General features: G+C 37.4%; 27 protein-coding genes and 1 riboswitch. Of the genes, 18 read left to right on the top strand and 9 right to left on the bottom strand.

The genetic code is table 11. From position 1 onward, the window contains the following. Positions 1-123: 123 nt before the first annotated feature. Complete coding sequence (locus DVJ99_RS08300; RefSeq protein ID WP_114603861.1) at positions 124-1,665, top strand: SLC13 family permease; 1,542 nt, start codon at positions 124-126, stop codon at positions 1,663-1,665. Positions 1,666-1,754: 89 nt separating this feature from the next. Here DVJ99_RS08300 and DVJ99_RS08295 read toward each other — a convergent pair whose 3' ends face one another. After that, on the bottom strand, positions 1,755-2,030 hold the full coding sequence (locus tag DVJ99_RS08295; protein WP_114603860.1) for a hypothetical protein: 276 nt from the start codon (positions 2,028-2,030) through the stop codon (positions 1,755-1,757). Then, complete coding sequence (locus DVJ99_RS08290; RefSeq protein ID WP_114603859.1) at positions 2,027-2,644, bottom strand: DUF1361 domain-containing protein; 618 nt, start codon at positions 2,642-2,644, stop codon at positions 2,027-2,029. Before DVJ99_RS08290 ends, DVJ99_RS08295 begins: the two co-directional genes overlap by 4 nt. A 298-nt stretch (positions 2,645-2,942) precedes the next feature. Between DVJ99_RS08290 and norA the strand changes: the two genes are divergently transcribed. The 13 genes from norA to DVJ99_RS08225 all read left to right on the top strand — a co-directional run bounded on the left by norA (position 2,943) and on the right by DVJ99_RS08225 (position 15,899). Next, on the top strand, positions 2,943-4,109 hold the full coding sequence (gene norA / locus DVJ99_RS08285; RefSeq protein ID WP_114603858.1) for a multidrug efflux MFS transporter NorA: 1,167 nt from the start codon (positions 2,943-2,945) through the stop codon (positions 4,107-4,109). Positions 4,110-4,249: 140 nt separating this feature from the next. After that, positions 4,250-4,355: riboswitch (SAM riboswitch) on the top strand. Between the two features lie 97 nt (positions 4,356-4,452). After that, positions 4,453-5,271 carry a MetQ/NlpA family ABC transporter substrate-binding protein gene (locus DVJ99_RS08280; protein ID WP_114603857.1) on the top strand — a complete coding sequence of 273 codons (819 nt, stop codon included), beginning with the start codon at positions 4,453-4,455 and terminating at the stop codon, positions 5,269-5,271. A 19-nt stretch (positions 5,272-5,290) separates the two neighbouring features. Then, on the top strand, positions 5,291-6,241 hold the full coding sequence (locus DVJ99_RS08275; RefSeq protein ID WP_114603856.1) for a lactate/malate family dehydrogenase: 951 nt from the start codon (positions 5,291-5,293) through the stop codon (positions 6,239-6,241). A gap of 352 nt (positions 6,242-6,593) precedes the next feature. After that, positions 6,594-6,935 (top strand): hypothetical protein, encoded by a 342-nt coding sequence (locus DVJ99_RS08270; RefSeq protein ID WP_114603855.1) that lies wholly within the window; start codon positions 6,594-6,596, stop codon positions 6,933-6,935. 110 nt (positions 6,936-7,045) lie between these two features. Next, entirely contained in the window at positions 7,046-7,531 is a 486-nt protein-coding gene (gene ybaK, locus DVJ99_RS08265) for a Cys-tRNA(Pro) deacylase (protein ID WP_114603854.1), read from the top strand. Positions 7,532-7,644: 113 nt separating this feature from the next. Then, the gene (locus tag DVJ99_RS08260; protein WP_114603853.1) at positions 7,645-8,406 is read left to right on the top strand and encodes a DeoR/GlpR family DNA-binding transcription regulator; all 762 of its coding nucleotides are present in this window, start codon (positions 7,645-7,647) and stop codon (positions 8,404-8,406) included. A gap of 1 nt (position 8,407) precedes the next feature. Further along, on the top strand, positions 8,408-9,322 hold the full coding sequence (pfkB, locus tag DVJ99_RS08255) for a 1-phosphofructokinase (RefSeq protein WP_114603852.1): 915 nt from the start codon (positions 8,408-8,410) through the stop codon (positions 9,320-9,322). A gap of 13 nt (positions 9,323-9,335) precedes the next feature. Beyond that, complete coding sequence (locus tag DVJ99_RS08250) at positions 9,336-11,279, top strand: PTS fructose transporter subunit IIABC (protein WP_105993511.1); 1,944 nt, start codon at positions 9,336-9,338, stop codon at positions 11,277-11,279. A 413-nt stretch (positions 11,280-11,692) separates the two neighbouring features. After that, positions 11,693-13,081 (top strand): hemolysin family protein, encoded by a 1,389-nt coding sequence (locus DVJ99_RS08245; RefSeq protein ID WP_114603851.1) that lies wholly within the window; start codon positions 11,693-11,695, stop codon positions 13,079-13,081. 187 nt (positions 13,082-13,268) lie between these two features. Beyond that, entirely contained in the window at positions 13,269-13,697 is a 429-nt protein-coding gene (locus DVJ99_RS08240; protein ID WP_114603850.1) for a DM13 domain-containing protein, read from the top strand. Between the two features lie 30 nt (positions 13,698-13,727). After that, complete coding sequence (locus DVJ99_RS08235; RefSeq protein ID WP_114603849.1) at positions 13,728-14,204, top strand: DoxX family membrane protein; 477 nt, start codon at positions 13,728-13,730, stop codon at positions 14,202-14,204. Further along, a complete protein-coding gene (locus tag DVJ99_RS08230; protein WP_114603848.1) occupies positions 14,179-14,889 on the top strand; it encodes a response regulator transcription factor in 711 nt (236 codons plus the stop codon). The genes DVJ99_RS08235 and DVJ99_RS08230 overlap by 26 nt, the downstream gene beginning before the upstream one ends. Beyond that, positions 14,865-15,899 carry a sensor histidine kinase gene (locus DVJ99_RS08225; RefSeq protein ID WP_114603847.1) on the top strand — a complete coding sequence of 345 codons (1,035 nt, stop codon included), beginning with the start codon at positions 14,865-14,867 and terminating at the stop codon, positions 15,897-15,899. The genes DVJ99_RS08230 and DVJ99_RS08225 overlap by 25 nt, the downstream gene beginning before the upstream one ends. Before the next feature lie 70 nt (positions 15,900-15,969). On the opposite strand, the gene scdA is transcribed toward DVJ99_RS08225, so the two are convergent. After that, complete coding sequence (gene scdA, locus DVJ99_RS08220) at positions 15,970-16,665, bottom strand: iron-sulfur cluster repair di-iron protein ScdA (RefSeq protein WP_114603846.1); 696 nt, start codon at positions 16,663-16,665, stop codon at positions 15,970-15,972. Positions 16,666-17,104: 439 nt separating this feature from the next. On the opposite strand from scdA, the gene DVJ99_RS08215 reads away from it, so the two are divergent. Further along, entirely contained in the window at positions 17,105-19,402 is a 2,298-nt protein-coding gene (locus tag DVJ99_RS08215) for a nitric-oxide reductase large subunit (protein WP_114603845.1), read from the top strand. A 104-nt stretch (positions 19,403-19,506) separates the two neighbouring features. Here the strand turns inward: DVJ99_RS08215 and DVJ99_RS08210 are convergent, their stop codons facing one another. The 6 genes from DVJ99_RS08210 to queC form a co-directional block, all read right to left on the bottom strand. Beyond that, positions 19,507-20,343 carry an aldo/keto reductase gene (locus DVJ99_RS08210; RefSeq protein ID WP_114603844.1) on the bottom strand — a complete coding sequence of 279 codons (837 nt, stop codon included), beginning with the start codon at positions 20,341-20,343 and terminating at the stop codon, positions 19,507-19,509. A gap of 173 nt (positions 20,344-20,516) precedes the next feature. Next, entirely contained in the window at positions 20,517-20,777 is a 261-nt protein-coding gene (locus DVJ99_RS08205; protein ID WP_105993519.1) for a GlsB/YeaQ/YmgE family stress response membrane protein, read from the bottom strand. Between the two features lie 85 nt (positions 20,778-20,862). Beyond that, positions 20,863-21,465: a hypothetical protein gene (locus DVJ99_RS08200; protein WP_114603843.1), complete on the bottom strand. Its 603-nt coding sequence runs from the start codon at positions 21,463-21,465 to the stop codon at positions 20,863-20,865. Between the two features lie 113 nt (positions 21,466-21,578). Further along, positions 21,579-22,292 (bottom strand): 7-carboxy-7-deazaguanine synthase QueE, encoded by a 714-nt coding sequence (gene queE / locus DVJ99_RS08195; protein WP_114603842.1) that lies wholly within the window; start codon positions 22,290-22,292, stop codon positions 21,579-21,581. Beyond that, positions 22,285-22,710 (bottom strand): 6-carboxytetrahydropterin synthase QueD, encoded by a 426-nt coding sequence (gene queD, locus DVJ99_RS08190; protein ID WP_105993522.1) that lies wholly within the window; start codon positions 22,708-22,710, stop codon positions 22,285-22,287. Before queD ends, queE begins: the two co-directional genes overlap by 8 nt. Before the next feature lies 1 nt (position 22,711). Next, positions 22,712-23,383 carry a 7-cyano-7-deazaguanine synthase QueC gene (queC, locus tag DVJ99_RS08185; protein ID WP_114603841.1) on the bottom strand — a complete coding sequence of 224 codons (672 nt, stop codon included), beginning with the start codon at positions 23,381-23,383 and terminating at the stop codon, positions 22,712-22,714. A gap of 348 nt (positions 23,384-23,731) precedes the next feature. Here queC and DVJ99_RS08180 point away from each other — a divergent pair, with 348 nt between their 5' ends. The 3 genes from DVJ99_RS08180 to DVJ99_RS08170 are packed head-to-tail and all read left to right on the top strand — an operon-like array spanning position 23,732 to position 26,059. After that, complete coding sequence (locus tag DVJ99_RS08180; protein ID WP_114603840.1) at positions 23,732-24,325, top strand: anthranilate synthase component II; 594 nt, start codon at positions 23,732-23,734, stop codon at positions 24,323-24,325. Beyond that, positions 24,309-25,448, top strand: coding sequence for a chorismate-binding protein (locus DVJ99_RS08175; protein WP_162912157.1), 1,140 nt, complete (start codon positions 24,309-24,311; stop codon positions 25,446-25,448). Before DVJ99_RS08180 ends, DVJ99_RS08175 begins: the two co-directional genes overlap by 17 nt. Before the next feature lie 2 nt (positions 25,449-25,450). Beyond that, on the top strand, positions 25,451-26,059 hold the full coding sequence (locus DVJ99_RS08170) for an aminotransferase class IV (RefSeq protein WP_114603839.1): 609 nt from the start codon (positions 25,451-25,453) through the stop codon (positions 26,057-26,059). The last annotated feature ends 19 nt before the right edge of the window (positions 26,060-26,078 follow it).

The raw sequence follows: 26,078 nt of genomic DNA, 5'->3' as shown, positions 1-26,078 counted from the left end.
AAGCGTGATGTAATTAATTATGGGTCCTATATCATAGCATACTGCTTTCTTACTATTTAATAGTATTTTAAGTGTTGCTCTGCGACAGATGAGCAGGGTCAACTTTAAAGGAAGGAAAATGTTATGTCAGGAGCAAAAACACAAGATAAAACGGCTAACAAAAAGAACAAGAAAGTTAAACCACTGTGGATCATTATTAGTTTTGTAGTGTTAATCGCTATTATGCTGATTCCGACAGGCAGCAGTATTCCTGTGATGGCTAAAGTTTCACTCGCTATCTTAGCATTTGCGGTAATTATGTGGGTGACAGAAGCGGTCTCATATCCTGTATCATCAACGATGATTGTAGCTTTGATGATATTAATGCTCGGATTCAGTCCGGTGCAGGATTTGGCAGAAAAATTAGGAAATCCGAAAGCAAACGGTGCTGCATTGCACGGTGCTGATTTATTTGGGACAGGGAATGCGTTGAAACTTGCATTCAGCGGGTTCTCTACTTCAGCAGTAGCCCTAGTTGCGGCAGCGTTATTCTTAGCAGCAGCGATGCAAGTTACTAACTTGCATAAGCGTTTAGCATTGCTGGTTTTATCGATTGTAGGAAATAAAACCAAACGTATTGTCATTGGTGCTATTTTAGTATCGATTATTCTCGCTTTCTTCGTTCCTTCAGCAACTGCACGTGCGGGTGCAGTCGTACCGATTTTGCTAGGTATGATTGCGGCGTTTAAAGCATCGAAGGAAAGTAAGCTGGCTGGATTATTGATTATCACAGCCGTACAAGCTGTTTCGATTTGGAATATCGGTATTAAAACAGCAGCCGCCCAAAACATTGTTGCGGTAAACTTTATCAACCAAAGTTTCGGTCATGATATTTCATGGGGACAATGGTTCTTATATGCGGCACCTTGGTCTATCTTAATGTCGATTGCATTGTACTTCATTATGTTGAAAGTAATGCCGCCGGAACAAGATGAAGTCAAAGGCGGTAAAGAATTGATTCGTCAAGAATTGGATAAACTAGGTCCAGTGTCGCCTAGAGAATGGCGATTAATCGCTATTTCAGTATTATTGCTGCTCTTTTGGTCAACAGAGAAAATCGTCCATCCGATTGACTCCGCATCTATTACATTAGTAGCAATGGCTGTGATGCTGACACCTAAAATCGGTGTAATGACATGGAAAGAGGCAGAAGGCCGTATTCCATGGGGTACAATTATCGTCTTTGGTATCGGTATCTCACTCGGTAATGTGCTGTTGAATACAGGCGGTGCGCAATGGTTAAGTGATAAAACATTCGGTTTAATGGGCTTGCAGCATTTGCCGTTGATTGCAACCATTGCATTAATTACGTTATTTAACATCTTGATTCATTTAGGCTTTGCGAGTGCGACAAGTTTATCATCCGCTTTGATTCCAGTCTTTATCTCACTGACAGCAACTTTGAATTTAGGAGATCAAAACATCGGCTTTGTGCTGATTCAACAATTCGTAATTAGCTTTGGTTTCTTATTACCTGTAAGTGCACCGCAAAATATGCTGGCATATGGTTCTGGAACATTTACAGTAAAAGATTTCTTAAAATCTGGTATACCATTGACAGTTATCGGATACATTTTAATTTTGGTATTCAGTATGACTTACTGGAAATGGTTAGGCTTAATTTGATAAGTAGGTAAATTTTATAATAAATAAGAAAAGGCGCATGCTGCGGGTGCACTGTAATTAAGTGACACCGTACAGCATGCGCTTTTGCTTTATATCATAAAGAAACATACATAAAGTGCAATATATTCTGCAAATGTAATGAGATACATATATTTGAGTCGTAATTTCGTACGCAAGTCAACTTCCCAATTCGGATATTTCTGTTCAAAATAAATGATTTGAAGCAAGAATAAACCGAGACCTAACGGCAGACACATTAATCCAATACTGACAGTGAGCGAGAAGCCGATTTCATGTATAAAATGTCCGATTATCAGCTGCAAAATAATGGTGATAGCTAAAAAGAGTAGTAAGTGCATCATCATTTGGCCATTCGCACTCCTTTCACTAAGATCAATACAAATCCTTGCAAGAGTGTCATGATGACCACAAAGAAGATACCCTTAATATCGAAAAAGTGTATCACATCTCTTAGAATCGAGAACGGCTGATTGATCAAATATACACTGTGAAATCTTAAAAATCGACCCATCGCAATACCGACACTATTTGCAATCATCAATGTAATGACAAGGATGTAGTTGAATAGAGGTTTGTCAGTAAGGTGGAAGAGTTCGATATTGATTAAAATATAACAATACAGCGCAAATAAAACGCCGCCGACTAAATAAGTGAAGTAGAGCCATTCTGTTGCGATCACACCATTCATAATACTAAAACCGAATTGATTCAAATGGATTAAATCCGTCACCATATAAAAGGTGTTAGGGAAGATTAAAATAAAAATCGCTGAGAAAATAATAAATAACGGCCATTCAAACCGGCGCTTAGGTATAAAGAGTTTTATTAACCATACCAATTCAAAAGGGATATATGCTAAAAATAAGTTCAATGCCATGAATTGGTAGAAATTGTCTAATGGCAGTGTCATCAGCATCAGTATAACGAAAAATATGCGTGCAATATATCGTGATTGCATCTTTAAAGCCCTCTCTCTTCATTCATCCATCATAGGGATGTATTGTCTTGCTTCTAAAACAGACAGCAAACGTGCTTTTCTGTCAGACTTAAGTGAATATAATACATCTTTTTAACGGAGATATCAATTAAAAGCGTAGGTTAGGCATACCTTGAAAGGAAGCATAAATTTTAAATAATCAGGGAATAATGCTACTAAATTAAGATAAAATTATTTGATTGAGCTATAGAATAACTTTGGTGTATAATAGGTAGTCATTACAAAAATCGACGTAAAATACGCAATAAAGGAGGCTATCATGAGTAAGCAATTAATCACACTTTACTTTAATATATTTCTGGTTTTCTTAGGAATTGGATTAGTTGTACCTGTATTACCTGTCTATTTAAAGGATTTAGGTTTAAATGGAAGTGATTTAGGTATTCTTGTTGCGGCCTTTGCATTAGCGCAAATGGTAATTTCTCCATTCGGAGGCAACCTTGCTGATAAATTAGGCAAAAAACTCATTATCTGTATCGGATTGATATTATTCTCTGTTTCTGAATTTATCTTTGCGATGAGCGGTAATTATACATTATTAATTATTTCAAGAATTATCGGAGGCTTTAGTGCTGGTATGGTCATGCCGGGTGTAACAGGCATGATTGCGGATATTTCGCTGCCGCAAGATAAAGCTAAGAACTTCGGCTATATGTCTGCCATTATCAACTCAGGGTTTATTTTAGGACCAGGGTTCGGCGGTTTTATGGCTGAATTTTCCCATCGTCTGCCATTCTATTTTGCAGGAAGTTTAGGGATTATAGCTTTTCTTTGTTCGGTATTCTTTATTCATGGCGCAAAACGCGAAACAACAGAAGGTTTCCACCAATTTGTAGAGCCGCAAGAATTAGCTAAAGTTAATATCAAAGCTTTTATTACACCAATCATTATTACATTCGTACTCGCATTCGGTTTAGCAGCTTTTGAAACACTGTATCCTTTATATACTGCAGATAAAGCACACTATGCTCCAAAAGATATTTCTATCGCTATAATGGGCGGCGGTTTAGCAGGTGCTATCTTCCAAATCTTCTTATTTGATAAGTTTATGAAGTATTTCAAAGAATTGACCTTTATTCAAATTTCGCTCTTTTATTCAGCAGTAGTCTTATTCTTATTAGTAGTTGCACATCACTATTGGTCAATCATGATCATCAGCTTTATTGTATTTATCGGTTTTGACATGATCCGACCTGCGATTACCAACTACTTTTCAAATATTGCAGGCAATCGCCAAGGACTTGCTGGTGGATTAAACTCGACATTTACTAGTATGGGCAACTTTGCAGGACCGCTTGTCGCGGGTTCATTATATGACGTGAACTTTGAATTCCCGTTGTACATGTCTATTACTGTTATGCTGCTTGGAATTGTAATTATTATGATAGAGAAGACGATTAGAAAGAATAAAGGAATGAAAGTGTAATTTTAAAAAGAAAAGATATACGTGCCAGCAGTTTATTGTTGGCACTTTAATTATTACAGTGTTTTTTCAGAAAAATATGAAAATAAGATTGACGAATTATATAACTGGTGGTAACCTTAATACAATTCAATTTAATAAGACTCTTATCAAGAGCGGCGGAGGGATGTGCCCTATGAAGCCCAGCAACCATCGTATATACGAAGTGGTGCTAATTCACAAAAAAGCAATTGCTTATGAAGATGAGAGAAAGAACGAAAAGCTTTCTCTTAATTTAAGGGGGAGCTTTTTCTATTGAAAGGAGTCTTGTTATTTGTAAATTACATAGGGATGGTGTCATAGTAAGATGAAAAAATTAATCAGTTTTATCGGGTTATGTATTTTGTTAGTTGTATTAGCAGCCTGCGGTCAAGGTAAAGGCGGAGAAAACAAAAAAATTACAGTTGCGGCCTCTCCTGCGCCTCATGGTGAAGTGTTAGAACATGCTAAGAAAGAAATGAAGAAAAAAGGTTATGACTTAGAAGTTAAAGTCGTTAACGATTATAAAGTGCCGAATAAATTATTAGACAAAGGCGATGTGGATGCGAACTTATTCCAACATGTTCCTTATTTAAAAGCCGAAAAGAAATCACATGGTTATAAAATAGAAGAAGTCGGCAAAGTCTTCACAACACCAATGGGTGTATATAGTAAAAAATACAAAAACATTAAAGATATTCCGAAAGGATCAACAATCTATGTTTCAAATAACCCAGCAGAAGAAGGACGTTTCCTATCATTCTTTGTAAATGAAGGTTTGGTTAAAATCAAAGATGGTGTCAAAATCGAAGATGCAAAATTCGAAGACATTGTTGAAAACAAGAAAGATTTGAAATTCAATAATCAGCAAGGCGCAGAATTCTTGCCGAAAACATATAAAAGCGGTGAAGGTGCAGCTGTTGTCATGAACTCTAACTATGCGATTGATAATGGTTTAACACCTTCTAAAGATGCTATTGCTTTGGAAAACGAATCTTCACCATTTGCGAATATCCTTGCGGTAAAAGAAGGACATAAAAATGATGAAAAATTCCAAACTTTGATTAAAGTATTGCAATCAAAAGATATGAAAGCATTCATTAAAAAAGAATACGGTAAAGACGTAATACCGTATGAAGCTAAGTAAGACAAGGGAGAGAATTATAATGACAAAATTAGGGATTATCGGTGTAGGCAGAGTAGGTAGCCAAGTGTTGACTGATGCGCAATATTTAGGATGCTTTTCACAAATCGTTGTAGTGGATTCAGATACTTCGCAAGCTGAAGGAGAAGTCTTAGACCACTTGCATATCCAAGGTTTGAAACGTTCGCATCATGTGGATATTCAAACCGGAGGGTACGAAGATTTAAAAGATGCGGATATCGTAATTATTTCAGCCAGCGCACCTTCTACACCAGATATGAAGGATCGTACCTTATTGACGAAAGCGAACAGTACCATCGTTCATGAAGTCTTCAGCAAGCTTTCTGCTGTAACGACAGAGCCTATTGTTATCTTAATTTCTAATCCTGTGGATGCAATGACTTATTTGGGTCATCAGGCAGGTTATCCGGCTGATAAAGTCATTGGAACAGGAACAATTTTAGAGTCTTCGCGTTTTCGTACTTTAATTGCAGATCACTACGATGTCGATCCTAAAGACGTAGAAGCTTTTGTCTTAGGCGAGCATGGTTCTCACTGTGTACCTGTTTGGAGCCGTGTACGCATTCATGGTGTTGAATTGCCTGAGTTTGAACAGTTAACAGGCGCAGAACCAATTAATCAAGCAGCTGTGTCGCATAGTATTGATGAAGTAGCGTTTGATGTCTTTATCAAGAAAGGCTGGACGAATGCGGCCATTTCAAGAGCAGCTGTACAATTAGCACACGCTGTTGTATTGAATGAACATACGATTGAACCGGTGAGCGGTCTAGTCAATCATGAGTATGGCTTATCTGATGGCGCATTAAGTCTGTTAACATTGATTGATCGACAAGGTATAAAACAACGTTTGCCGATAGCACTTTCTGATACAGAGGTACAGCAATTAGAAGCCGCACATCAATTTATTCAACAAGCTATTGAACAAGGCGAACAAGCTATTAAAGAAAATTAATAATAAATCAGCAGGTCAGTTGCGAGGTGTTTAACACCAGCAGTTGACCTGCTTTTTCTATGAATAGTCTTATTTGTAGTGTGTTTGTAACATGATTTCAATTTTATGGACAAAATTTGAAGGGAAAGATGAGAAGGAAAGCAATCAGATAGACATTAAAACTTGTTAAATAGGATGTTCGCAACCAAAAAGAGGCTTGTGTCACTTTGTGATGTCACCGTTATTTTCGTGTCGGTTCTGTTACATATATTACGTATATTACATTTGGTTTAAATAGCTTACTACTTACCGTTTATGTAAAGTTTTTGTGTTAATATTGTAATCACGAATCAAGGGTGAAGAGGTTATAAGAATGAGAGCGTTAATTTTATGGGTATATGCTGGCATTCTGGCTTGTTGCTTGATTTTTCTGTTAGTATTAGTGACGAATGAAAGCGAACTTGCTAAGTTCCAAAACGGTGTCTCTGCTTTCATGCAAAGCGAGCATGTTTCGTCAAACAACAATGCATCAGAAACTCCTCCACCTACATACAGTGCAGTGGCTGGGGGGCCATCAACACAACATACAGAAGCAGCACATAATACAAAAGCAGAATCCAATTCAGTATTTGTGATTTCACTAACATCTATCGCAAATGATGTGAGTCAGCAATGGCTTCAGCATTTTACAAAACAAGGCGTATCGGGCAACTGAACTCAGAAATGAGCAGAAACAGTGTCGGGGCGCCTTGTTTTTTTAGGTTTGAAGCGGTATTGATGTTGTCTGTTTGCTTTGCGTGCTATATTAAATATGAGGTGAACGCAATGAAACAGAAGAAGACAAATGCGATGCGCATTTTAGATCGCGAAGGCATCGATTATGAAATGCGTACATTTAAAATGGGCAAGGAACACATTGAAGGACAAGAGGTCGCAAAGCTGATTGGGGCAGATCCTGAACAAGTGTTTAAAACCTTGCTGTTTATCAACAACAATCATGACCCGTATGTATTTGTAATACCGGTAGAAAGCCACTTGGATATGAAACATGCGGCACAAGCTGTAGGAGAGAAGAAGCTGCATTTACTCCCGTTAGATGAACTGACTAAAGTGACAGGATATATTCGCGGCGGCTGTTCTCCAATCGGCATGAAGCATGCGTATCCGACGGTCATTGATCAATCTGCTGAGCAACAGGAGAAAATCTTTGTCAGCGGAGGACTGCGCGGTGTACAAATGGGTGTGAATGTTTCAGAACTTATTCAAGCTACCGAAGCAAAAGTTGCGGATGTAGCAACACATGAAGGATGAGCAGAAGCTCATCTTTTTTTATAGGTTTATGATTGGTTTTGAATGAAAATGAATGTTTTTGGTTGAAATTTGAAAGCGGACACATTATAATAAAGTAGAAACGAGGTGGCGATATGATAACGCAAAAAAGATTTGACCTGATTATACAGTTGTTAAAAGAAAAAGAATTTTTGACGCTGCAAGAGTTAATCCAAATGACAGGATGCAGTGCTTCCACAATCCGTCGGGATTTATCGAAATTGCAGAAAATGGGTAAACTGCAACGTGTCCATGGCGGCGCAACACTTAAAAATACGGCTTTAAGCGAGCCTGAAATGTCGGAGAAGAAAGAACGCAATATTCAAGAAAAAAGAGAAATAGGCAAACTGGCGGCTGAACAAATCGAAGATCGCGACTGTATTTATATTGATGCGGGTACGACGACCTTTGAAATGATTGATTATATAGAAGCTAAAGAAATTGTAGCGGTTACTAATGGCTTAACCCATGTAGAAGCATTATTGAAACGAGGAATTAAGACACTGATTATCGGTGGAGATGTTAAAGCCAACACACTTGCTTCAGTAGGACCGCGTGCCATCGAAACTTTGAAACATTATCATTTCGACAAAGTCTTTATCGGCATGAACGGTATTGACACTGAAGGCAGATTAACAACGCCAGATGAGCAAGAAGCTTATGTAAAAGAAAATGCGATGAAAGTCGGTCAGCATATCTTTGTTTTAATAGATAGTTCTAAATTCGGTCATACTTATTTTGCGGGCGTAAGTGTCAATACTAAAGTACCTTGCGACATATTGACATCAGCCAAAGCGTTAACACGCGGAGATATCAAAACCTATCGCAACAGTTATTCCATCATAGGAGGACAATAAATTGATTTATACAGTAACTTTCAATCCATCCATTGATTACATTATGAAAGTAGATAATTTTCAAACAGGCGGACTCAACCGCGCACCAGAAACTTATAAATTTGCCGGAGGCAAAGGGATTAATGTCTCACGTGTATTGCATACATTAAATACACCTTCTACAGCATTAGGATTTGTAGGCGGCTTTCCAGGACAATTTATCAAAGATGCATTAGAGAAGGCAGGCATTGCGAGCGGCTTCGTTGAAGTAGAAGAGGACACACGCATTAATGTGAAGCTGAAATCAGACGCAGAAACTGAAATTAATGCAGGGGGTCCTTCAATTTCAAATGCAGCATTCGAAGCTTTGTTAACACAGATTAAAACAACAACTTCAAAAGACACTGTTGTTATAGCAGGAAGTGTACCAAAAAGCATTCCAGATGATGCGTATGAACAAATCGCAAAAATCACACAAAGTACCGGAGCTAAATTGGTCGTAGATGCAGAAAAAGATTTAGTAGAAACGATTCTGCCGTATCAGCCGTTCTTTATTAAACCGAATAAAGGTGAACTTGAAGTGATGTTTGATACAAACATTACGACAGATGCTGAGGTAGTAAAATACGGTCTTGAAATTATTGAACAAGGTGCACAATCTGTAATTGTTTCGCTCGGCGGCGAAGGTGCGATTTATATTGATAAAGCTAAACAAATTAAAGCTTCAGTACCAAAAGGCAAAGCAATCAACACTGTAGGTGCCGGCGACAGTACCGTTGCAGGTATGTTGGCAGGTTTAGCACAAGGGTTATCGACAGATGAAGCATTTCGAAACGCAGTTGCTTCAGGAACAGCCACTGCATTCAGTCAGGACTTAGCAGATAAAGCAATGATAGATAAGGTACGTGCTCAAATTGAGTTAACGGATTTGAAATAGGAGTGAAATAAATATGAGAATCACTGAATTATTAACGCGTGATACGATCGCGATGGACGTAGAAGCAACGACAAAAGAAGGCGTTATTGATACTTTAGTTGCACAATTAGACCATGCTGGCATATTAAGTGATGTTGATGCATTCAAAGATGCTATTATGGCACGTGAAGGTCAAAGTACGACAGGTATCGGTGAAGGCATTGCGATTCCGCATGCGAAAGTGGATGCGGTAAAACAACCTGCAATTGCTTTCGGGAAATCAAAAGCAGGTGTAGATTATCAAAGTTTAGACGGACAACCTGCACATTTATTCTTTATGATTGCTGCGCCTGAAGGCGGCGCGCAAACACACTTAGATGCATTAGCTAAATTATCCGGTGTCTTGATGGATGATAAAGTGCGTGAAGCATTACTGCATGCATCAACACCAGACGAAGTCTTAGCCATTATTGATCGTGCTGATGATGAAGCACCAGATGAAGAAGAGGAAGCTGCTGCAGTTGAAACGAAAGACGACACTGCATCAGATGAACCGTATGTCATTGGTGTGACTGCATGTCCTACAGGTATTGCACATACGTATATGGCAAAAGATGCTTTATTGAAACAAGCGAAAAAAATGGGCGTCAAAATGAAGGTAGAGACGAATGGTTCAAGCGGTATTAAGAACCGTTTAACATCTGAAGATATCGAAAAAGCACAGGGTGTTATTGTCGCAGCGGATGTTCACGTTGAAACAGATCGCTTTGACGGCAAAAATGTAGTAGAAGTACCTGTAGCAGACGGTATAAAACGTCCTGAAGCTTTAATTGATCTTGCACTAGCGACAGACCGTACTCCATTTAAAGCAAGAGGCGGCCAAGGCAAAGGGCAAGCAGGCGGCAAACAAGAGAAGCAAAGCGTAGGCAAAACAATATATAAACACTTGATGAATGGTGTTTCTAACATGTTGCCGCTCGTTATTGCCGGCGGTATTTTAATGGCGATTGTATTCTTATTCGGCGCTAACTCATTTGATCCTAAATCATCTGAGTACAATGCATTTGCTGAACAGTTGTGGAACATAGGTAAGAATAGTGCATTCTACCTCATCATTCCGATTTTATCAGCATTCATTGCACGCAGTATTGCTGAGAAACCAGGTATGGCTGCTGGTTTAGTCGGCGGTATGTTAGCAATGAGCGGCGACTCTGGATTTATCGGCGGTATTCTTGCAGGTTTCTTAGCCGGTTATTTAACTGAAGGTATTAAATTGGCAACACGTCGTATGCCTCAATCATTAGAAGGCTTGAAACCTACATTGATTTATCCGATTTTCTCTGTAACAATCACTGGATTATTAATGATTTATGTTCTGAATCCGCCGGCAGCGTGGGTAAACCATTTATTATTAAATGGTCTGAACAGTTTATCAGGAACTAATATTATGTTATTAGGTTTAGTTATCGGTGCAATGATGGCCATTGATATGGGCGGTCCATTCAACAAGGCAGCATATGTGTTCGCAACAGCAGCACTTACTGAAGGCAACGCAGCACCGATCACAGCAGCGATGGTCGGCGGTATGGTGCCTCCGATTGCATTAGCTTTAGCAATGCTTATCTTTAAACGCAAGTTTACTAAGACGCAACGCGGTTCTATCGTACCAAACTTCGTAATGGGTGCATCATTTATTACTGAAGGTGCGATTCCATTTGCAGCGGCAGATCCGTTGCGTGTAATTCCATCTATGATGATCGGTTCAGGTATCGGCGGTGCGATTGCACTTGGTTTAGGTTCATCTATTCAAGCACCGCACGGAGGAATATTTGTAATCTTTGGTACAGACTTCTCTCATTCATTGCAAACCATTTTAGCGATTATTATCGGTGCTTTAGTTTCAGCATGTATCTACGGTTTCCTTAAACGCAAACCGACAGCTGATGAAATTGCTGCTTCAGAAGCAATGGATGAATAATCAGTTGAATTTTTTATGAATTTGGCGCATGATAAGAAAGGCATGCGTACATTAATCGTATGCCTTTGGAATCATATTTACTGTGGTAGGTAAATGTATATTCAGATAAACAGTTAAGAAAGAGGTAAAACCTGTTCCCAGGATATACTCTGATCTTAACTGTTTATTTTTTGTTTAATCACTTAATTTCAAGGATAAAAAAACTCATAATATCCTTTCAAAAAACTTACTATATCAATCATGATTATGATATGATATTCTTGTTAGATTTTACGCTAGTTGGGAGGTGTCGCTGTGAGCATGGGAAGGATGAACTAAGATTTTGTATAGTCGACTGTAACTACGAACTTAACATCATTGCTGTGCATAGCGGCATATAACATGGAGGTGAATCCCTAGTATTAGGGAATTAATTGGATAGTACGACCATAATTAACTTGTTTATTTTTATATTTTTAATCGCACTTACTACAGTCTTTGTAGGATCGGAATTTGCGCTTGTAAAAGTCAGAGCTACAAAAATTGAAGAATTAGTTGCTGAAGGTAATCGCAGCGCAGTTGTAGTTAAGAAAATGATTACCAACTTGGACTATTACTTATCTGCGTGTCAGTTAGGTATCACTGTGACATCTTTAGGATTAGGTTGGTTAGGTGAACCTGTCTTTTCTAAATTATTACATCCTGTCTTTGAATTGATACCGCTGCCTGACGCATTAAATACTACGATTGCAATTGTTGTATCATTCTTAGTTGTGACATATCTGCACGTAGTACTTGGCGAGTTAGCGCCAAAATCATTTGCGATTCAGCATACTGAAAAAGTCGCGTTGTTTTATGCGCGCCCGTTATATTATTTCGGTTTATTCATGAAACCGCTCATTTGGTTGATGAACGGTTCAGCACGTATGATTATTCGTGTGTTCGGTATTGATCCGGATGAGAATAATGATGCGATGTCAGAAGAAGAAATCAAAATGATTATCAACAACAGTTATAACAGCGGGGAAATCAATCAGACTGAACTTGCATATATGCAAAACATCTTTTCATTCGATGAAAGACAAGCGAAAGATGTTATGGTGCCAAGAACACAAATGGTAACATTGAACGAACCTTTTACTGTGGATGAGTTATTAGATACGATTAGAGAATACCAATTCACCCGTTACCCAATTACAGAAGATGGCGATAAAGACCATATCAAAGGCTTTATTAATGTAAAAGAATTCTTAACAGAATATGCATCAGGCAAACCGATTAAAATTGCCAATTATATTCATGAATTGCCGTTGATTTCAGAAACAACACGTATCAGCGATGCGTTAATCAGAATGCAGCGCGAACGTGTACACATCAGTTTAGTCATTGATGAATACGGCGGTACAGCAGGTATCCTTACAATGGAAGACATCTTAGAAGAAATTGTAGGGGAAATCCGTGATGAATTCGATGAAAATGAAGTCAATGATATTATTAAATTGAATGAAGACACATACCAAATCAATGGTCGTGTGTTATTAGATGATTTAACAGATCAATTAGGTATCGAGTTTGATGATTCAGATGATATCGATACAATCGGCGGTTGGCTGCAAGCACACAATACGAACTTGCAAAAGAATGATTTTGTCGACACTTATTTTGATCGCTGGATTATCTCAGATATCGAAAATCACCAAATCATTACTGTTATCTTGAAAGTAGAATATAATGCAGAACGTCATGAATTCGAAGAAGACGACGAAGATAACGACGATAATAATAAAAGAAACAAAAGAGATAAAAAAGATAACGATGAATAACAGTAACAACGCAACCCTTTTAAGCTGCACATTAATGTGTAACTTAAAAGGGTTATTTTTATGCCTTGTTTTTTTAGGTATGAATAAAAGTTATAAATGAGTTAATAAATAGTTAATGGTATGTGTTAAAAACTCAAATTATAATAAGTGTAATCATTATAAAAAACAAATGAAATGAGGGCTTATTATGAAAAAGAAACATTTATTTGCGACAACACTTTTAGCGGCAGGTATCGCTTTAGCAGGCTGCAATGCACAAGATGAACCTAAGCAAGAAAAAGAAAAAACAACAGAAACTTCTCATCAGCATGACCATCAGAATCATAAAGTATTAACAGGTACTTTTAAATCAGGTGAAGAAGAGGTAAGCGGCGATGTTAAAATCGAAAACAATCAAATCAAACTCACGAACTTTAAATCCGCAAAAGGACCTGATTTATTCGTGTACTTGACGAAAGATGGCGATATTAAAGGCGGTAAACAGTTAGATGCTGTGGATTACAATAAAGCAACACAAACTTTCGATACTAAGGGTGCAGATTTAGATCAATATAACGAAGTCACAATCTACTGCAAAAAAGCACATGTTATTTTCGGTTCAGCACAGGTTCGCTGATTAATCTGAAGCAGAAAAGAGTTGAGAACAATGAAAGAGAAGTTACGTTTGATTTGGATGAGTATCATCTTCGTGCTGCGTATCGGTTCAGGCGGTTATATTTTTGCACAAGGATGGGAGAAATTAACCGGTGGTTTTAAAATTGAACCATTGATTCCGGTAGTGATTCAAAATGAGGATTCGCCAGTATGGTTCAAGCTTTTCTTTGAACATATCGTAACACCAGCAGCACCAGTATTTAACCTTATCGTGCCTTTAGGGGAAATTGCGATAGGTTTAGGGTTATTGTTAGGTATATTGTCACATATTGCAAGTTTCTTCGGCGCTTTTGTTATGCTAAATTATATTTTATCGGATATGATTTTTACTTATCCGCTTCAATTAGCAATTTTTATCATTTTGCTGATGAATAAAAATATAGTAAATCAAACAGCGTTGAAATCTATCATCGCGTATATAAAAGAAAAAGGTGATATAAAACGTGAACACAATCTTAATCGTAGATGATGAACAAGATATTGTAGATATCTGCCAGACTTATTTCGAATATGAAGGCTATAAAGTAGTGACGGCCGAAAACGGCGAAGAAGCATTGAATCAATTGGATGCCTCTATTGATTTGATTGTCTTAGATATTATGATGCCGAATGTCGATGGTTATGAAGTCATCAAACAAATGAAACAAAGAAAGCTGGATATCCCATTTATCTATATGTCCGCAAAAACCAAGGAACACGATACGATTTATGCATTAACTTTAGGGGCGGATGATTATATTAAGAAGCCTTTCAGTCCAAGAGAATTAGTGTTACGTGCTAATAATTTATTGAATCGAGTCAAACGCTGCCAAGTGCAAGAAAATATTTTAGTATTTGATACATTGGAACTAAATGACCAGCGCAAAAGTGCAGTAATTGAGGATACAGTTGTTAATTTGAGAGTGAAGGAATTTGAACTCTTATGGTATTTGGCAACGCATGAAAACCAAGCTATTTCTAAGTCGCAGTTGTTAGAGGAAGTTTGGGGTTATGATTACTACGAAGATGCGAGTACTGTAAATGTACACATTCATCGTATCAGGGATAAATTTGATCAGCTCAAGTTTGATGATTATACGATTACAACTGTTTGGGGCTTAGGCTATAAATTCGAAAGGAATGTCCAGCCATGTTTTCAATCAGAACACAAGTAATAATGGGTGTATTGACCAGTGTCTTATTAGCTTCTACGATTTTAGGCATTGCTTATAAACTGATGTTGTTTAATGGACATACGACACTATTACTGACAATCAGTGCCATCGTCTCCAGTTGTCTGACTTTGTTTATTTGCAGTTTCTTTTTAACTCCGCTTGTCCAAAAGATTAAGCATTTCAATATGCGTACAAAACAATTTGCGGACGGCAATTATGATATAGAACCGACACGTTTTAAATCACCGCGTGAAATAAAAGAGTTAAGTCATTCATTTAATAAAATGGCACATGAAATTACGAATCAAATGGCACAAATCAAGTCCGAACAACAAGAGAAGTATGAGTTAATTCAAAATTTGGCACATGACTTAAAAACACCTTTGTCTTGTATTATTTCTTATTCAGAGGCTTTAAAAGATGGTGTGATTCATCAACAAGATGATTGTCAAAAAGCGTATGAAAGTCTCATGAAACAATCCAACCGTTTGTCCAATATGTTCGATGAATTGACCAATGTGGCTACTGTAGATGCGCCGAACACGCATTTAATTAAAATGATACAAATTGATCAGCTGCTTTTGACTATCTTGAATGGTTACGAACAGCGCATGAAGCTAGATGCACGAGAATTAGAAATAAAACTTTGCAATCAATTGCTGCCGTTCAGACAATATCAGCAACCGCTTGAACGTATCATCACTAATTTAATCGATAATGCATTGAACTTTTCACCGTCAGGCAGTCCTATCTATATTGGCCTGTCAGAAAGCGCGCATCAAATTAAGATTGAAATTAAAGATGAAGGTATCGGTATTGCTAAATCAGATATACCGCGTATTTTCGAAAGAACATTCAGAGTAGAAGATTCCCGCAACTATCATACCGGCGGTTCTGGATTAGGACTTTATATTACACAAGCATTGGTCCATCAAATCGGTGGAACCATTACCGTAGAAAGTGTACCTAATATCGGCACTGCAATGACTGTGCAATTTCCTAAACTCTAATAAGTTTTTAAAGTGAATCATACAAAAATAAGGTTGGATAGGCAAAAGTACCTATCCAACCTTATTTGAATTAGTGAGATTGCAATTTTTCGCGGCATTTTTCAAATAAAACATGATTTTCTAAATGCACATGTTGTAATGTTACTTTTTCTAAAGCAGCTAAACGTGTATATACTAAACGCCATGTACCGCAAGCTTCAACAGGAGGTTGGAAATCATTTGTGATTTCATCCATTCTGTGGAGCAGATTGCCGGTACTATCATGATCTGCAGTTAAATCTTCGATAATTGCTTCTACATTGTCTACAGCTTCGCCATTCGCAAAAGCAATCAATTGAGGAAAGTCTTGTTCGTCTTCTTTTTGTGTATGTTCTAACATATTATTCTTGAATGTTGTATATAGGTCTTTCAATTCTAAGAGATAGTCGTGTTGAGGGCCGTGTACTTTCGCTAATTTCGTTACGTAAGGCGTTAAGTTTTTGAATTCCTCTTTCATAGGTGCATGATATGCATCTTGAATGTATTGAATTAATGAAGGGATACTAAGATATTTAGGGTTTAAACCTTGTCCGCCTGCATCTTGTTTGCTCGCTGCTTCTAATTCGGCTAATAGATCTTCTAATACGACACGCTTTTTATCTTTAGCAGCTGCTTCAATCGTAACTTGCCCGCCGCAGCAAAAATCTATACCAGAATGTTTAAATACATCCGCAGTTTTAGGATAGTCCGTCACAACATTTGCTACAATATCATTTTTAGTAATCATCAACATTCTCCTTCTTCGACTCATCTTTATTATAAGAAGAAAAGTGATAAATAAAAAACAAAAAGTGTTCTAAATCAGAAGAATTATTGTAATCTTCACAAAAACTTCAAGAGCACTTATTGCAAATCAATTTCAAACACTGTAAGCGTAAGACCTTAAAAATTTATTTGTGACAAGTTTCTGAATGATTTCTTATCTCCCTGGATTAGTGTAAAAATATAAAAGTAGGAAGATTACACTGCTTATTAAATCATTTGTAGAACACAAAAATTGTTTAAAAGCAAAAAACTTAAAATAAAACTAAAATCGAAGAAAGTAACATTTTATGCATAAATACATTTATGACAAAATCAAGAACTAATTGAGAATGATATTTACTATCAATTATAGTAAGCGTATTCTGAAATTGAGAGTCGAAGTTACTGAGGAGAAAATCAGAATGAAAAATCCATACAGTAGATTGTCGAAGGTTTTAGTAACAATTTTAGTCATCGTATTCGGTATTTTGCTAGCTGGTGGTTGGTTGATATTTAAAAATGAAGCGCCCCGTCCGACAAAAGTGGTGAATGAAAGTGGACAGACGGTCATTTCTAAATCCGAACTAATCAGCGGTCAAGCTATTTATGAAAAATATGGTTTGACGGATTATGGTTCATATTTAGGAAACGGATCTTATTTAGGGCCTGATTATACTGCAGAAACATTGCATCATTATTTAAAAGGCATGCATCGTTATTATGCTGAAAAGCTTTATGACAAACCTTTTAAACAATTAAACCAAATGCAGAAAGCGGGGATTGAAGACAAAGTTAAAAAAGAAATACGAGTGAATCGCTATTCAAAAGCTAAAGATGAACTTGTATTAACAGATGCACAAGTTGCAGGATTGAATTATGTCAGAGATTATTACAATAAAGTGTTTGTGAATAATCCTAAACAAGCAGGTTTACCGCAAAATATGATTGATCAAATCAAGACGAATGATTATATGGTCAAAGGGAATAAAATTGAGCATTTGAGCGATTTCTTCTTCTGGGGAGCTTGGTTATCTTCAACAGACCGTCCAGATAGAGATTTCTCATATACAAACAACTGGCCATTTGATGAACAAGCTGGTAATACAATGCCGAGTGAAGCATTAATATGGTCAGCAATTTCTGTTGCGATATTAGTTGCGGGTGTTGCAATTATCATTTATTTCCAAAGACGCTATCAATTCGATATGGAATCGACATATGACAGTGAATACCATTTGCCTGAAATTAAAATTCAAAATACGATTTCATCAAGCCAAGCGAAAACAGCAAAATATTTTGTGGTTGTAATGGTATTATTCTTAATTCAAATCTTATTAGGTGAATTAATGGCCCATTATTATGTAGAAAATGAATTCTTTGGCATTCCGCTTCAAAAATTATTCCCATTCAACATTGCGAAGACTTGGCACTTACAGCTGGTAATTTTCTGGGTCGCAACAACATGGCTTGCGACAGGTATTTATATTGTACCGAGGGTACTGGGCAAAGAGCCTAAACATCAAGGCAAATTAGTCGATATCTTATTCGTCGCATTATTAATTGTTGCTGGCGGCAGTATGATAGGTGAATGGGGCAATATTCTAGGCTGGATCAACGATAAATGGTGGCTGTTTGGTCACTTTGGCTGGGAATATATCGAACTTGGTAAATTCTGGCAAATCCTATTTATCGTAGGTATGGTACTGTGGATGTTTATATTAGCTAGAGGCTTTATCCCTGCGATTAAAGACGGAAGTGAACAGCATCGTAAACGTTTAATCTTACTATTGTTTATTGGCGCAATCGCAATTCCGATGTTCTATTTAGCATCACTATTTATTATGCCTAACTCACATGTCACTTTTGCTGATTACTGGCGTTGGTGGATAGTACACTTATGGGTGGAAGGTATTTTTGAAGCATTTGCGGTTATATTAATTGGTTTCTTGATGGTAGATATGAAATTAACCACAATACAATCTACAATCCGTGCATTGTACTTCCAAATCATTTTATTGCTTGGTACAGGTATTGTAGGAATGGGACATCATTATTACTGGCAAGGTGACCATTCAATTTGGTTAGCGTTAGGTTCAAGTTTCTCTGCTTTAGAAGTTGTACCGTTATGTTTATTAATCTGGGAAGCTTACACACATTATCGTGTTTACAAATTCAGCAAAATTGAATTCCCATACAAAGGTACATTTATCTTCTTAGCTTCTACAGGCTTATGGAATGCAATTGGTGCAGGTACATTAGGATTCTTGATTAATGCCCCGGCTATTAACTACTTTGAACATGGGACACAATGGACATCTGCACATGCACATGGTTCAATGGCTGGTGTGTATGGTATGTTTTCAATTGCGATTATGTTATATGTATTAAGAAGTATTACTAAAACTGAATTTTGGACGAAGAAAGTTGAAAAATGGATTTCTATTTCATGCTGGTTATTAAATATCGGCTTGGCAGGAATGGTCTTTGTGACATTACTTCCAGTAGGCTATATTCAATTGGCAGATGCAATAAAAAATGGATACTGGCATGCAAGATTGACAGAGTTTTATCATAATGACTCAGTATTTTGGTTGTTATGGGGCAGATTGCCTTGGGACTTAATCTTCACAGCTGGTGTCATTATTTTACTTGTGATCACTATTCGTGCGGTCATGCATCTTAAAAAGGTTAAAAATAATGAGTATCGAAACAAAAATTGATAGACAATAATTGGTCTTTATATAAGTGAAATGAAAAAAACAAGGACAGTACAGAGGATTTGCACTCTGCACTGTCCTTTCGTTAGCTATGAACTTGAATAAAGTTATTTTAATGTACCGATACGTACTTCATCAGGATGTTTTCCTTGTCTTAAATCTTTGTTTAAGGCATCGATTTTCTTCACGTCTTTCTTACGCAATTCGAAAGAAAGGGCTTCGAAGTTTTCCGCAATACGTGAAGGTGTTTGTGATTTTGGAATCACGATTCTATTGTGCATCAAATGCCAGTTTAAAATGATTTGTGCAGGTGTTTTCTCATACTTTTTGGCTAGTTTAGCGATAACCGGATCTTCAAATAAACCTCGGCCGCGCATTAAAGGCATCCAAGCTGTGACTTTAATGTCGTGTTTATCGCAGAAATCTTGCAAGTCTTGTTGATTTAAGTAAGGGTGGAATTCAACCTGATTAACTGCAGGTACGATTTCAGTGTTTTCCATCAGTTTTTCTAAATGATGTTGTTGGAAGTTGCACACACCGATAGCTTTGACACGGCCTTCTTTGTACAATTCTTCCATGGCTTTATAGGTTTCGATAAATAAACCATCTTCTTCGCATGGCCAGTGAATTAAGAACATATCTAAGTAATCTGTGCCAAGATTTTTTAGCGATTTTTCAAAGTATTCTTTTGTGCTGTCATAACCTTGATAGTCATTCCATAGTTTTGTTGTGATGAATAACTTTTCTCTAGGTACTTTGCCGCTTTTAAGTGCTGCACCTAATTCTTTTTCATTATGATAGAAATAAGCTGTATCAAAGGCACGATAACCAGCTTTTTCAGCTGCTTTTACAGCAGGCTTCATATGTTCTTCATCAATTTTGTAAACGCCTAAACCAAGTCGGGGAATCTTAATTTTGTTGTTTAACTTTGTGTTTTTCTTCAAGGGTAGTTCGCTCTCCTTCTACTTTGTCTTCACTGTTATTGTATCAAACAATAGTTTGGCAATACTATTAAAGAGAATCTAAAGTAGGATTAAATTGAATGACGTATAATATAATCCAATGAAAAAAGCAGTACCACTCAACTAATTGAGTGGTACTGCTTCAGCGTTAATGCTTATTTTCTTTTGTTCTTGTGAATTGCACCAAAGATGAATGATACAATCAAGATTAAAAGAATTGTACCGATTAATGCTGGGAAGATTGCTAGGCCGCCTAATGATGGACCCCAATCACCAAAGATTGCTGAACCTAACCAAGCACCTACGATACCTGCGATAATGTTTCCTAAAATTCCTCCAGGAATATCTTTACCTAAAATAGCGCCGGCTAACCAACCGATTAGGCCCCCGACGATTAACATTACTATTAATCCCATAATAATAGCCTCCTCATAAAATACTAACAATACTTTCTATTGTGTTTGTTAGTATTTACCACTATTACTGAAGAGATAATCATATTTAATCAAATTTCATACAAAAAGGTTTCGTCCATAATACAAATAATAATAAAATAGAATACACGATTAAGAAAATATACCAGAATGGTGTTAAAAGTGTAATTACTAAGAATGAAAGAATAATGAGCACTGTTCCGATTGTCAGAGACTTTGCGATATCATTCCAAAAGTGTTTGGGATGATGTTGTTGATCAGTATTATGAAAAACAGCTAAGAAAATCAAGGATGCGCCGAATAAAAAGAAGACAGGTGATAGATATGGAATCGACATATAATATGATTTCTCGCTGGTATTAAAGATGATAAGCATCGAAAGACTCATGATTGTAAAGACTACAAAGGCTATGAATTTTTGCGTTTCAAAGATAATCGGCTTTAATTTCCAATCTGTAAGTAAAGCGAGAAGTGTCCAAATTGAAATAAAAGCAACGATAGAATATGTAATAAAATCGTACTTTCCAATGATAATCATATTAGTAATACTATTCAATGTAACTGCGATTAAAATAGAACTTAAGCGCACTTGGTGAATAGAATTGAAAAACATATCAATAAAGATTGAAGCTAAAATCATCACTATGTTAATAACTATGTATATGAGCATAAGGTGTGTCTCCTGACTTCTATTATTCACTGGAATATTATATCAATTTCGGTAAATTTAAGCATTTGAAAACACTTTCGAATAAAAAAAGCTCGGGCAAGTTTGCCCGAGACTTAAACACCTTTCATATTGCTCCAAAGTAAAGTATGCAATTGCGGTAAAACATAGACTTGATTCATATCGCTGCTTTTCATCACTGTTTCAACGAGGTCTTCATAACGTTTAAGCAAACGTTGTGTATGATTTTCTACTTCATCATCTAAATAAGGATTGCCCACTTGTAAATAGAAAGGAATATCCGGATAGCGATGGTGCATAGCTTTCGCAAAATCATAATCCTTATCATCAAAGACAACGACTTTTAAATTGAGTGATTCTTTGACACATTGTTCTATGACTTCATCTAAAATCTGCAAGTTCGGCTTCATACCTGAACTTGGCGGTTTCGGACTAATTGTTAAATCGTTGATTTGGCGCATCCATGGCTGGAAGCGGCTGCCTTGTGTTTCGAGTGCGCTTTCTATACCTTTAGTTTCAAACAAATCTACCAAGTCCTGAATACCTTTGATTAAAGCAGGGTTGCCGCCTGAGATAGTGACATGGTTGAAACAATCGCCGCCGATTTCATATAAACGTTCATAAATTTCTTCTGCGGTCATCATTTGAATCTCATCTTTCATACTGCCGTCCCATGTAAAACTAGAATCACACCAGCTGCATCGGTAATCACAGCCTGCTGTGCGCACAAACATAGTTTTACGTCCGATGACACGGCCTTCACCTTGTATAGTAGGGCCGAAGATTTCTAATACAGGAATTTTAGCCATTGCGAAACGCCTTTGGTCGGTAGACTACGTAGCTTGAAGGTGTTTCTCTTAAATAGACTTGTGCGCATTTTGGCTGATTCGGCTGTTTTTCTAAAATTTGTTCTGTGATGTCGCAAATCGTTTGTGCTACGACTTCTGTAGATGGCATTTTGTCTTTGAATTGCGGTAAATCATTCAATAAATAATGATCGAATTGTTCATGAATTTCTTTCTTTAGAGCCGCAAAGTTGATTAAGAAACCGCTGTGATCAAGTTCATCTCCGACGATTGTCAGATTTACAAAGTATGTGTGACCATGCGTACGTACACATTTTCCTGCATCATCGCAAGGAATATAATGTGCAGCCGCAAAGTGGAAATCTTTATTAAGTTCGAATGCGTATGGATGGGCGACAGTTGGATAAATTTGCTGTAACAAATTATTTCACTCCTTTTTCTGCTAAATAAGCATCTAAACCGCGTTTGCGTAATTTACAAGCAGGGCATTCACCGCAGCCGTCTGCGATAACCCCGTTATAGCAAGTTAATGTTTCGTTTCTGACATAATCTAAAACGCCAAGTTGATCGCTTAAGGCCCAAGTTTCTTTCTTATCTAACCACATTAAAGGTGTATGGATAACAAAGTTTTTATCCATAGATAGGTTTAATGTGACGTTCATCGATTTGACAAAGTCGTCTCGGCAATCCGGATAGCCGGAGAAGTCTGTTTCGCAAACACCTGTTATGATGTGGCGTGCTTTAATTTGATAAGCCAGTGCACCTGCAAATGATAAGAATAATAGGTTGCGTGCCGGCACAAAAGTATTTGGAACACCATCATCTGTGTCTTCGATTTTCAGTTCATGTTGTGTAAGTGCATTAGGTGTCAGTTGAGATAATAAAGACATGTCTAAAACATGGTGTTTAAGGCCTTGTTCTTGTGCGATTTTCTTCGCTACTTCGATTTCAGTATCATGTCTTTGACCGTACTGAAATGTGACAAGTTCGACTTCATCAAATTTTTCTTTCGCGTAAAATAAACAAGTTGTACTGTCTTGTCCGCCGCTGAAGACGACTAATGCCTTTTTATCGTCAAGGGTATGGGGTGCCATAAGTCATTCTCTCCTTTAATTTATGGCCTAGCCAAATCAATAAAAAAACTCGGACGCTAAAGGGAGCAAGCAAATTGTGAGACAATATTGCTTTAGCTCTTTTAGGTCCGAGTTGACGTAGACAATTGATTAATCTATTGACTATCTCTATAAAAGATAGACGATTGGAAGTAAAAGTCTAGTTTTTTATAGAGGGTATCAGCTAGGAACCTCTGTGTTATTTATGTCGATAGATAGAATAATATATTTCTGCACTAAAATCAAGATGTGGTCATTGCTATTACAAAATCTGCCGACATCTTGTAAAATGGATAGTAAAAGAACGTTGAGTAAGGGGACAAGTTAAAAATGATCATAATGATAGATAACAAAGATTCATTTACATACAATTTGGTAGATTATTTGGCGACTGAAAGCAAAGAAGAGATTCAAGTCATTGATGTTGATGCAGTGGATATCGCATCCATGCGTGCCATGCAGCCCACAGCCATTGTTATATCCCCAGGACCTGGACGTCCGAGCGACTATCCGATTTTGCATCAAGTAGTAGAAAACTTCAGTACAACGACACCGATTTTAGGTGTTTGTTTAGGTTTTCAGCTTTTGATTGAACATTACGGCGGTGAGATTATTCATAATGATCGGCCGGTACACGGACATACGACAAAGATAACGCACAATGACAAAGGGATATTTCATGGACTGCCGAAACAATTTCATGTTATGCGCTATCATTCATTATGCGCAGATGCTGCGCGTATACCTGAATGTCTGGAGGTTACTGCACAAAATGATGCAGGTATCATTATGGCAGTAGCGCATCAAAACTATCTGGTATTTGGTGTGCAGTACCATCCGGAATCCATTTTAAGCGAATATGGACATGAACAGATCCGACTATTTTTACAACAGGCAGGTGAGTCACTTGTTAGCTCAATTTAACTTTCGTTATTACACTAATGAAACAGAGTACAAGCAATATCAATATGCGTTTGATCAGTTGAAAGAGAAGCGGATTGCTTATCGCTTAGAAGAGGTTAAAGATGTCATCGACTTTGCGGAACAAGCACAGCAAGCAGGCAACTTTGTAGGTGTTTACCTACCTTATGAAGCAGCACCTGCCTTCAATGCACAAATGGAAGTCCATACACCAAAGCAATCACCGTATGTATATGCGGCTGCTTATGTATTCGAAGCACCTGTTGATAGAGAACAGACAGTAAAAGCAGAACAGCCAGAACACCTGCAATTTCAATTTTATCTGCCTGAATCGACGATGATTGCACATATTCAACATGTTCAAGCTATGATTGTGGAAGGGAATACGTACCAAGTTAATTACACGACACGTATGTTTGATGATATCCGTATGCCTATAGCGGCTATGTATCGTTATCTTACAAGAAGCAGCCATGGAAATTATACGGCACTCATTGATACAGATGAATTAGAAGTGGCTTCAATTTCACCGGAATTGTTCTTTCAACACGGCAGCTTTAAGTCGATGCAAGATGTTGTCTTAAGCAAACCGATGAAAGGTACGATGCCGAGAGGCAAGGATGAAACAGAAGATCAATATTATTATCAGCAACTGAAACAATCGGAAAAGGACCAAGCCGAGAATGTGATGATTGTTGATCTGTTGCGCAATGATATTGCACGTATCGCTGAGCCGGGCAGTGTCAAAGTATATCAGCCGTTTCATATTGAAAAGTACCAAACGGTCTTTCAAATGACGAGCATGGTCACTGGGCAATTGCCAAGCAATACTTCCTTGCATCGTATATTTACAGCACTTTTCCCATGCGGTTCCATTACAGGAGCACCGAAACTAAATACCATGCGCTATATCAAAGCACTAGAAAGTACACCTAGACATGTGTATTGCGGTACTATCGGTTTAATGCTTCCTAAAGGGCCTTCGATTTTCAATGTGCCGATTCGTACGGTGCAGTATATCGGAGGCAAGGCTGTCTATGGTGTCGGTGCCGGTATTACGATTGATTCAGATCCAAAAGCAGAAGTGGCAGAATTCAAAGCGAAAACTAAAATATTGGAGCAGTGATTATGTATTTATTTGAGACGATGCGTTTAGAAGCAGGCAAAATACCAAGATATACTTATCATCAAGCACGTTTATTCAACTCAGCTGAACAATTAGATTATCCATTAACTAAAGAGACGTTCGAACGCTTTATTCAATCCATTCAACAAGCACATCCGACAGGAACACACCGTTTGAAAGTGATGTTAGAACCTTCAGGCACACTGACATATCAATGTGTCGCATTGCCGAATAAATCGCACTTTACAGCGAAAGCACAGCAGATAAACACCGACTATCCGAAGTGGCAATATATTAATAAAACTTCGCATAGGGAGCATGTAGAACATAATCACGAAACCGATGTGGTGTTGTATTATGATAATAAAGGCAAAGTGTTGGAATTTGATATCGGCAATGTATTGATTAAAGAAAATGAACATTATTATACACCATCCTTTGAAAATGATTTCTTGCGCGGGTGTATGCGCGCGCAATTATTAGATGAAGGCAAAGCAAAAGAAAAGGATTATGACATCTCTGAACTTAAGCGTAAGCTGGAAGCAGGGGAAGCGGAAATTTTTCTTGTAAATAGTTTGCGAGAGGTTGCCGAGATTGAGATAAATCTTTAGAATTAAGAATGATTAGAAC

The organism is Staphylococcus sp. EZ-P03 (assembly GCF_003344575.1).
Classification (GTDB): Bacteria; Bacillota; Bacilli; order Staphylococcales; family Staphylococcaceae; genus Staphylococcus; species Staphylococcus simulans_B.
The sequence above is the reverse complement of the archived record's forward strand: the minus strand, read 5'-3'. Positions and strand labels throughout refer to the sequence as shown.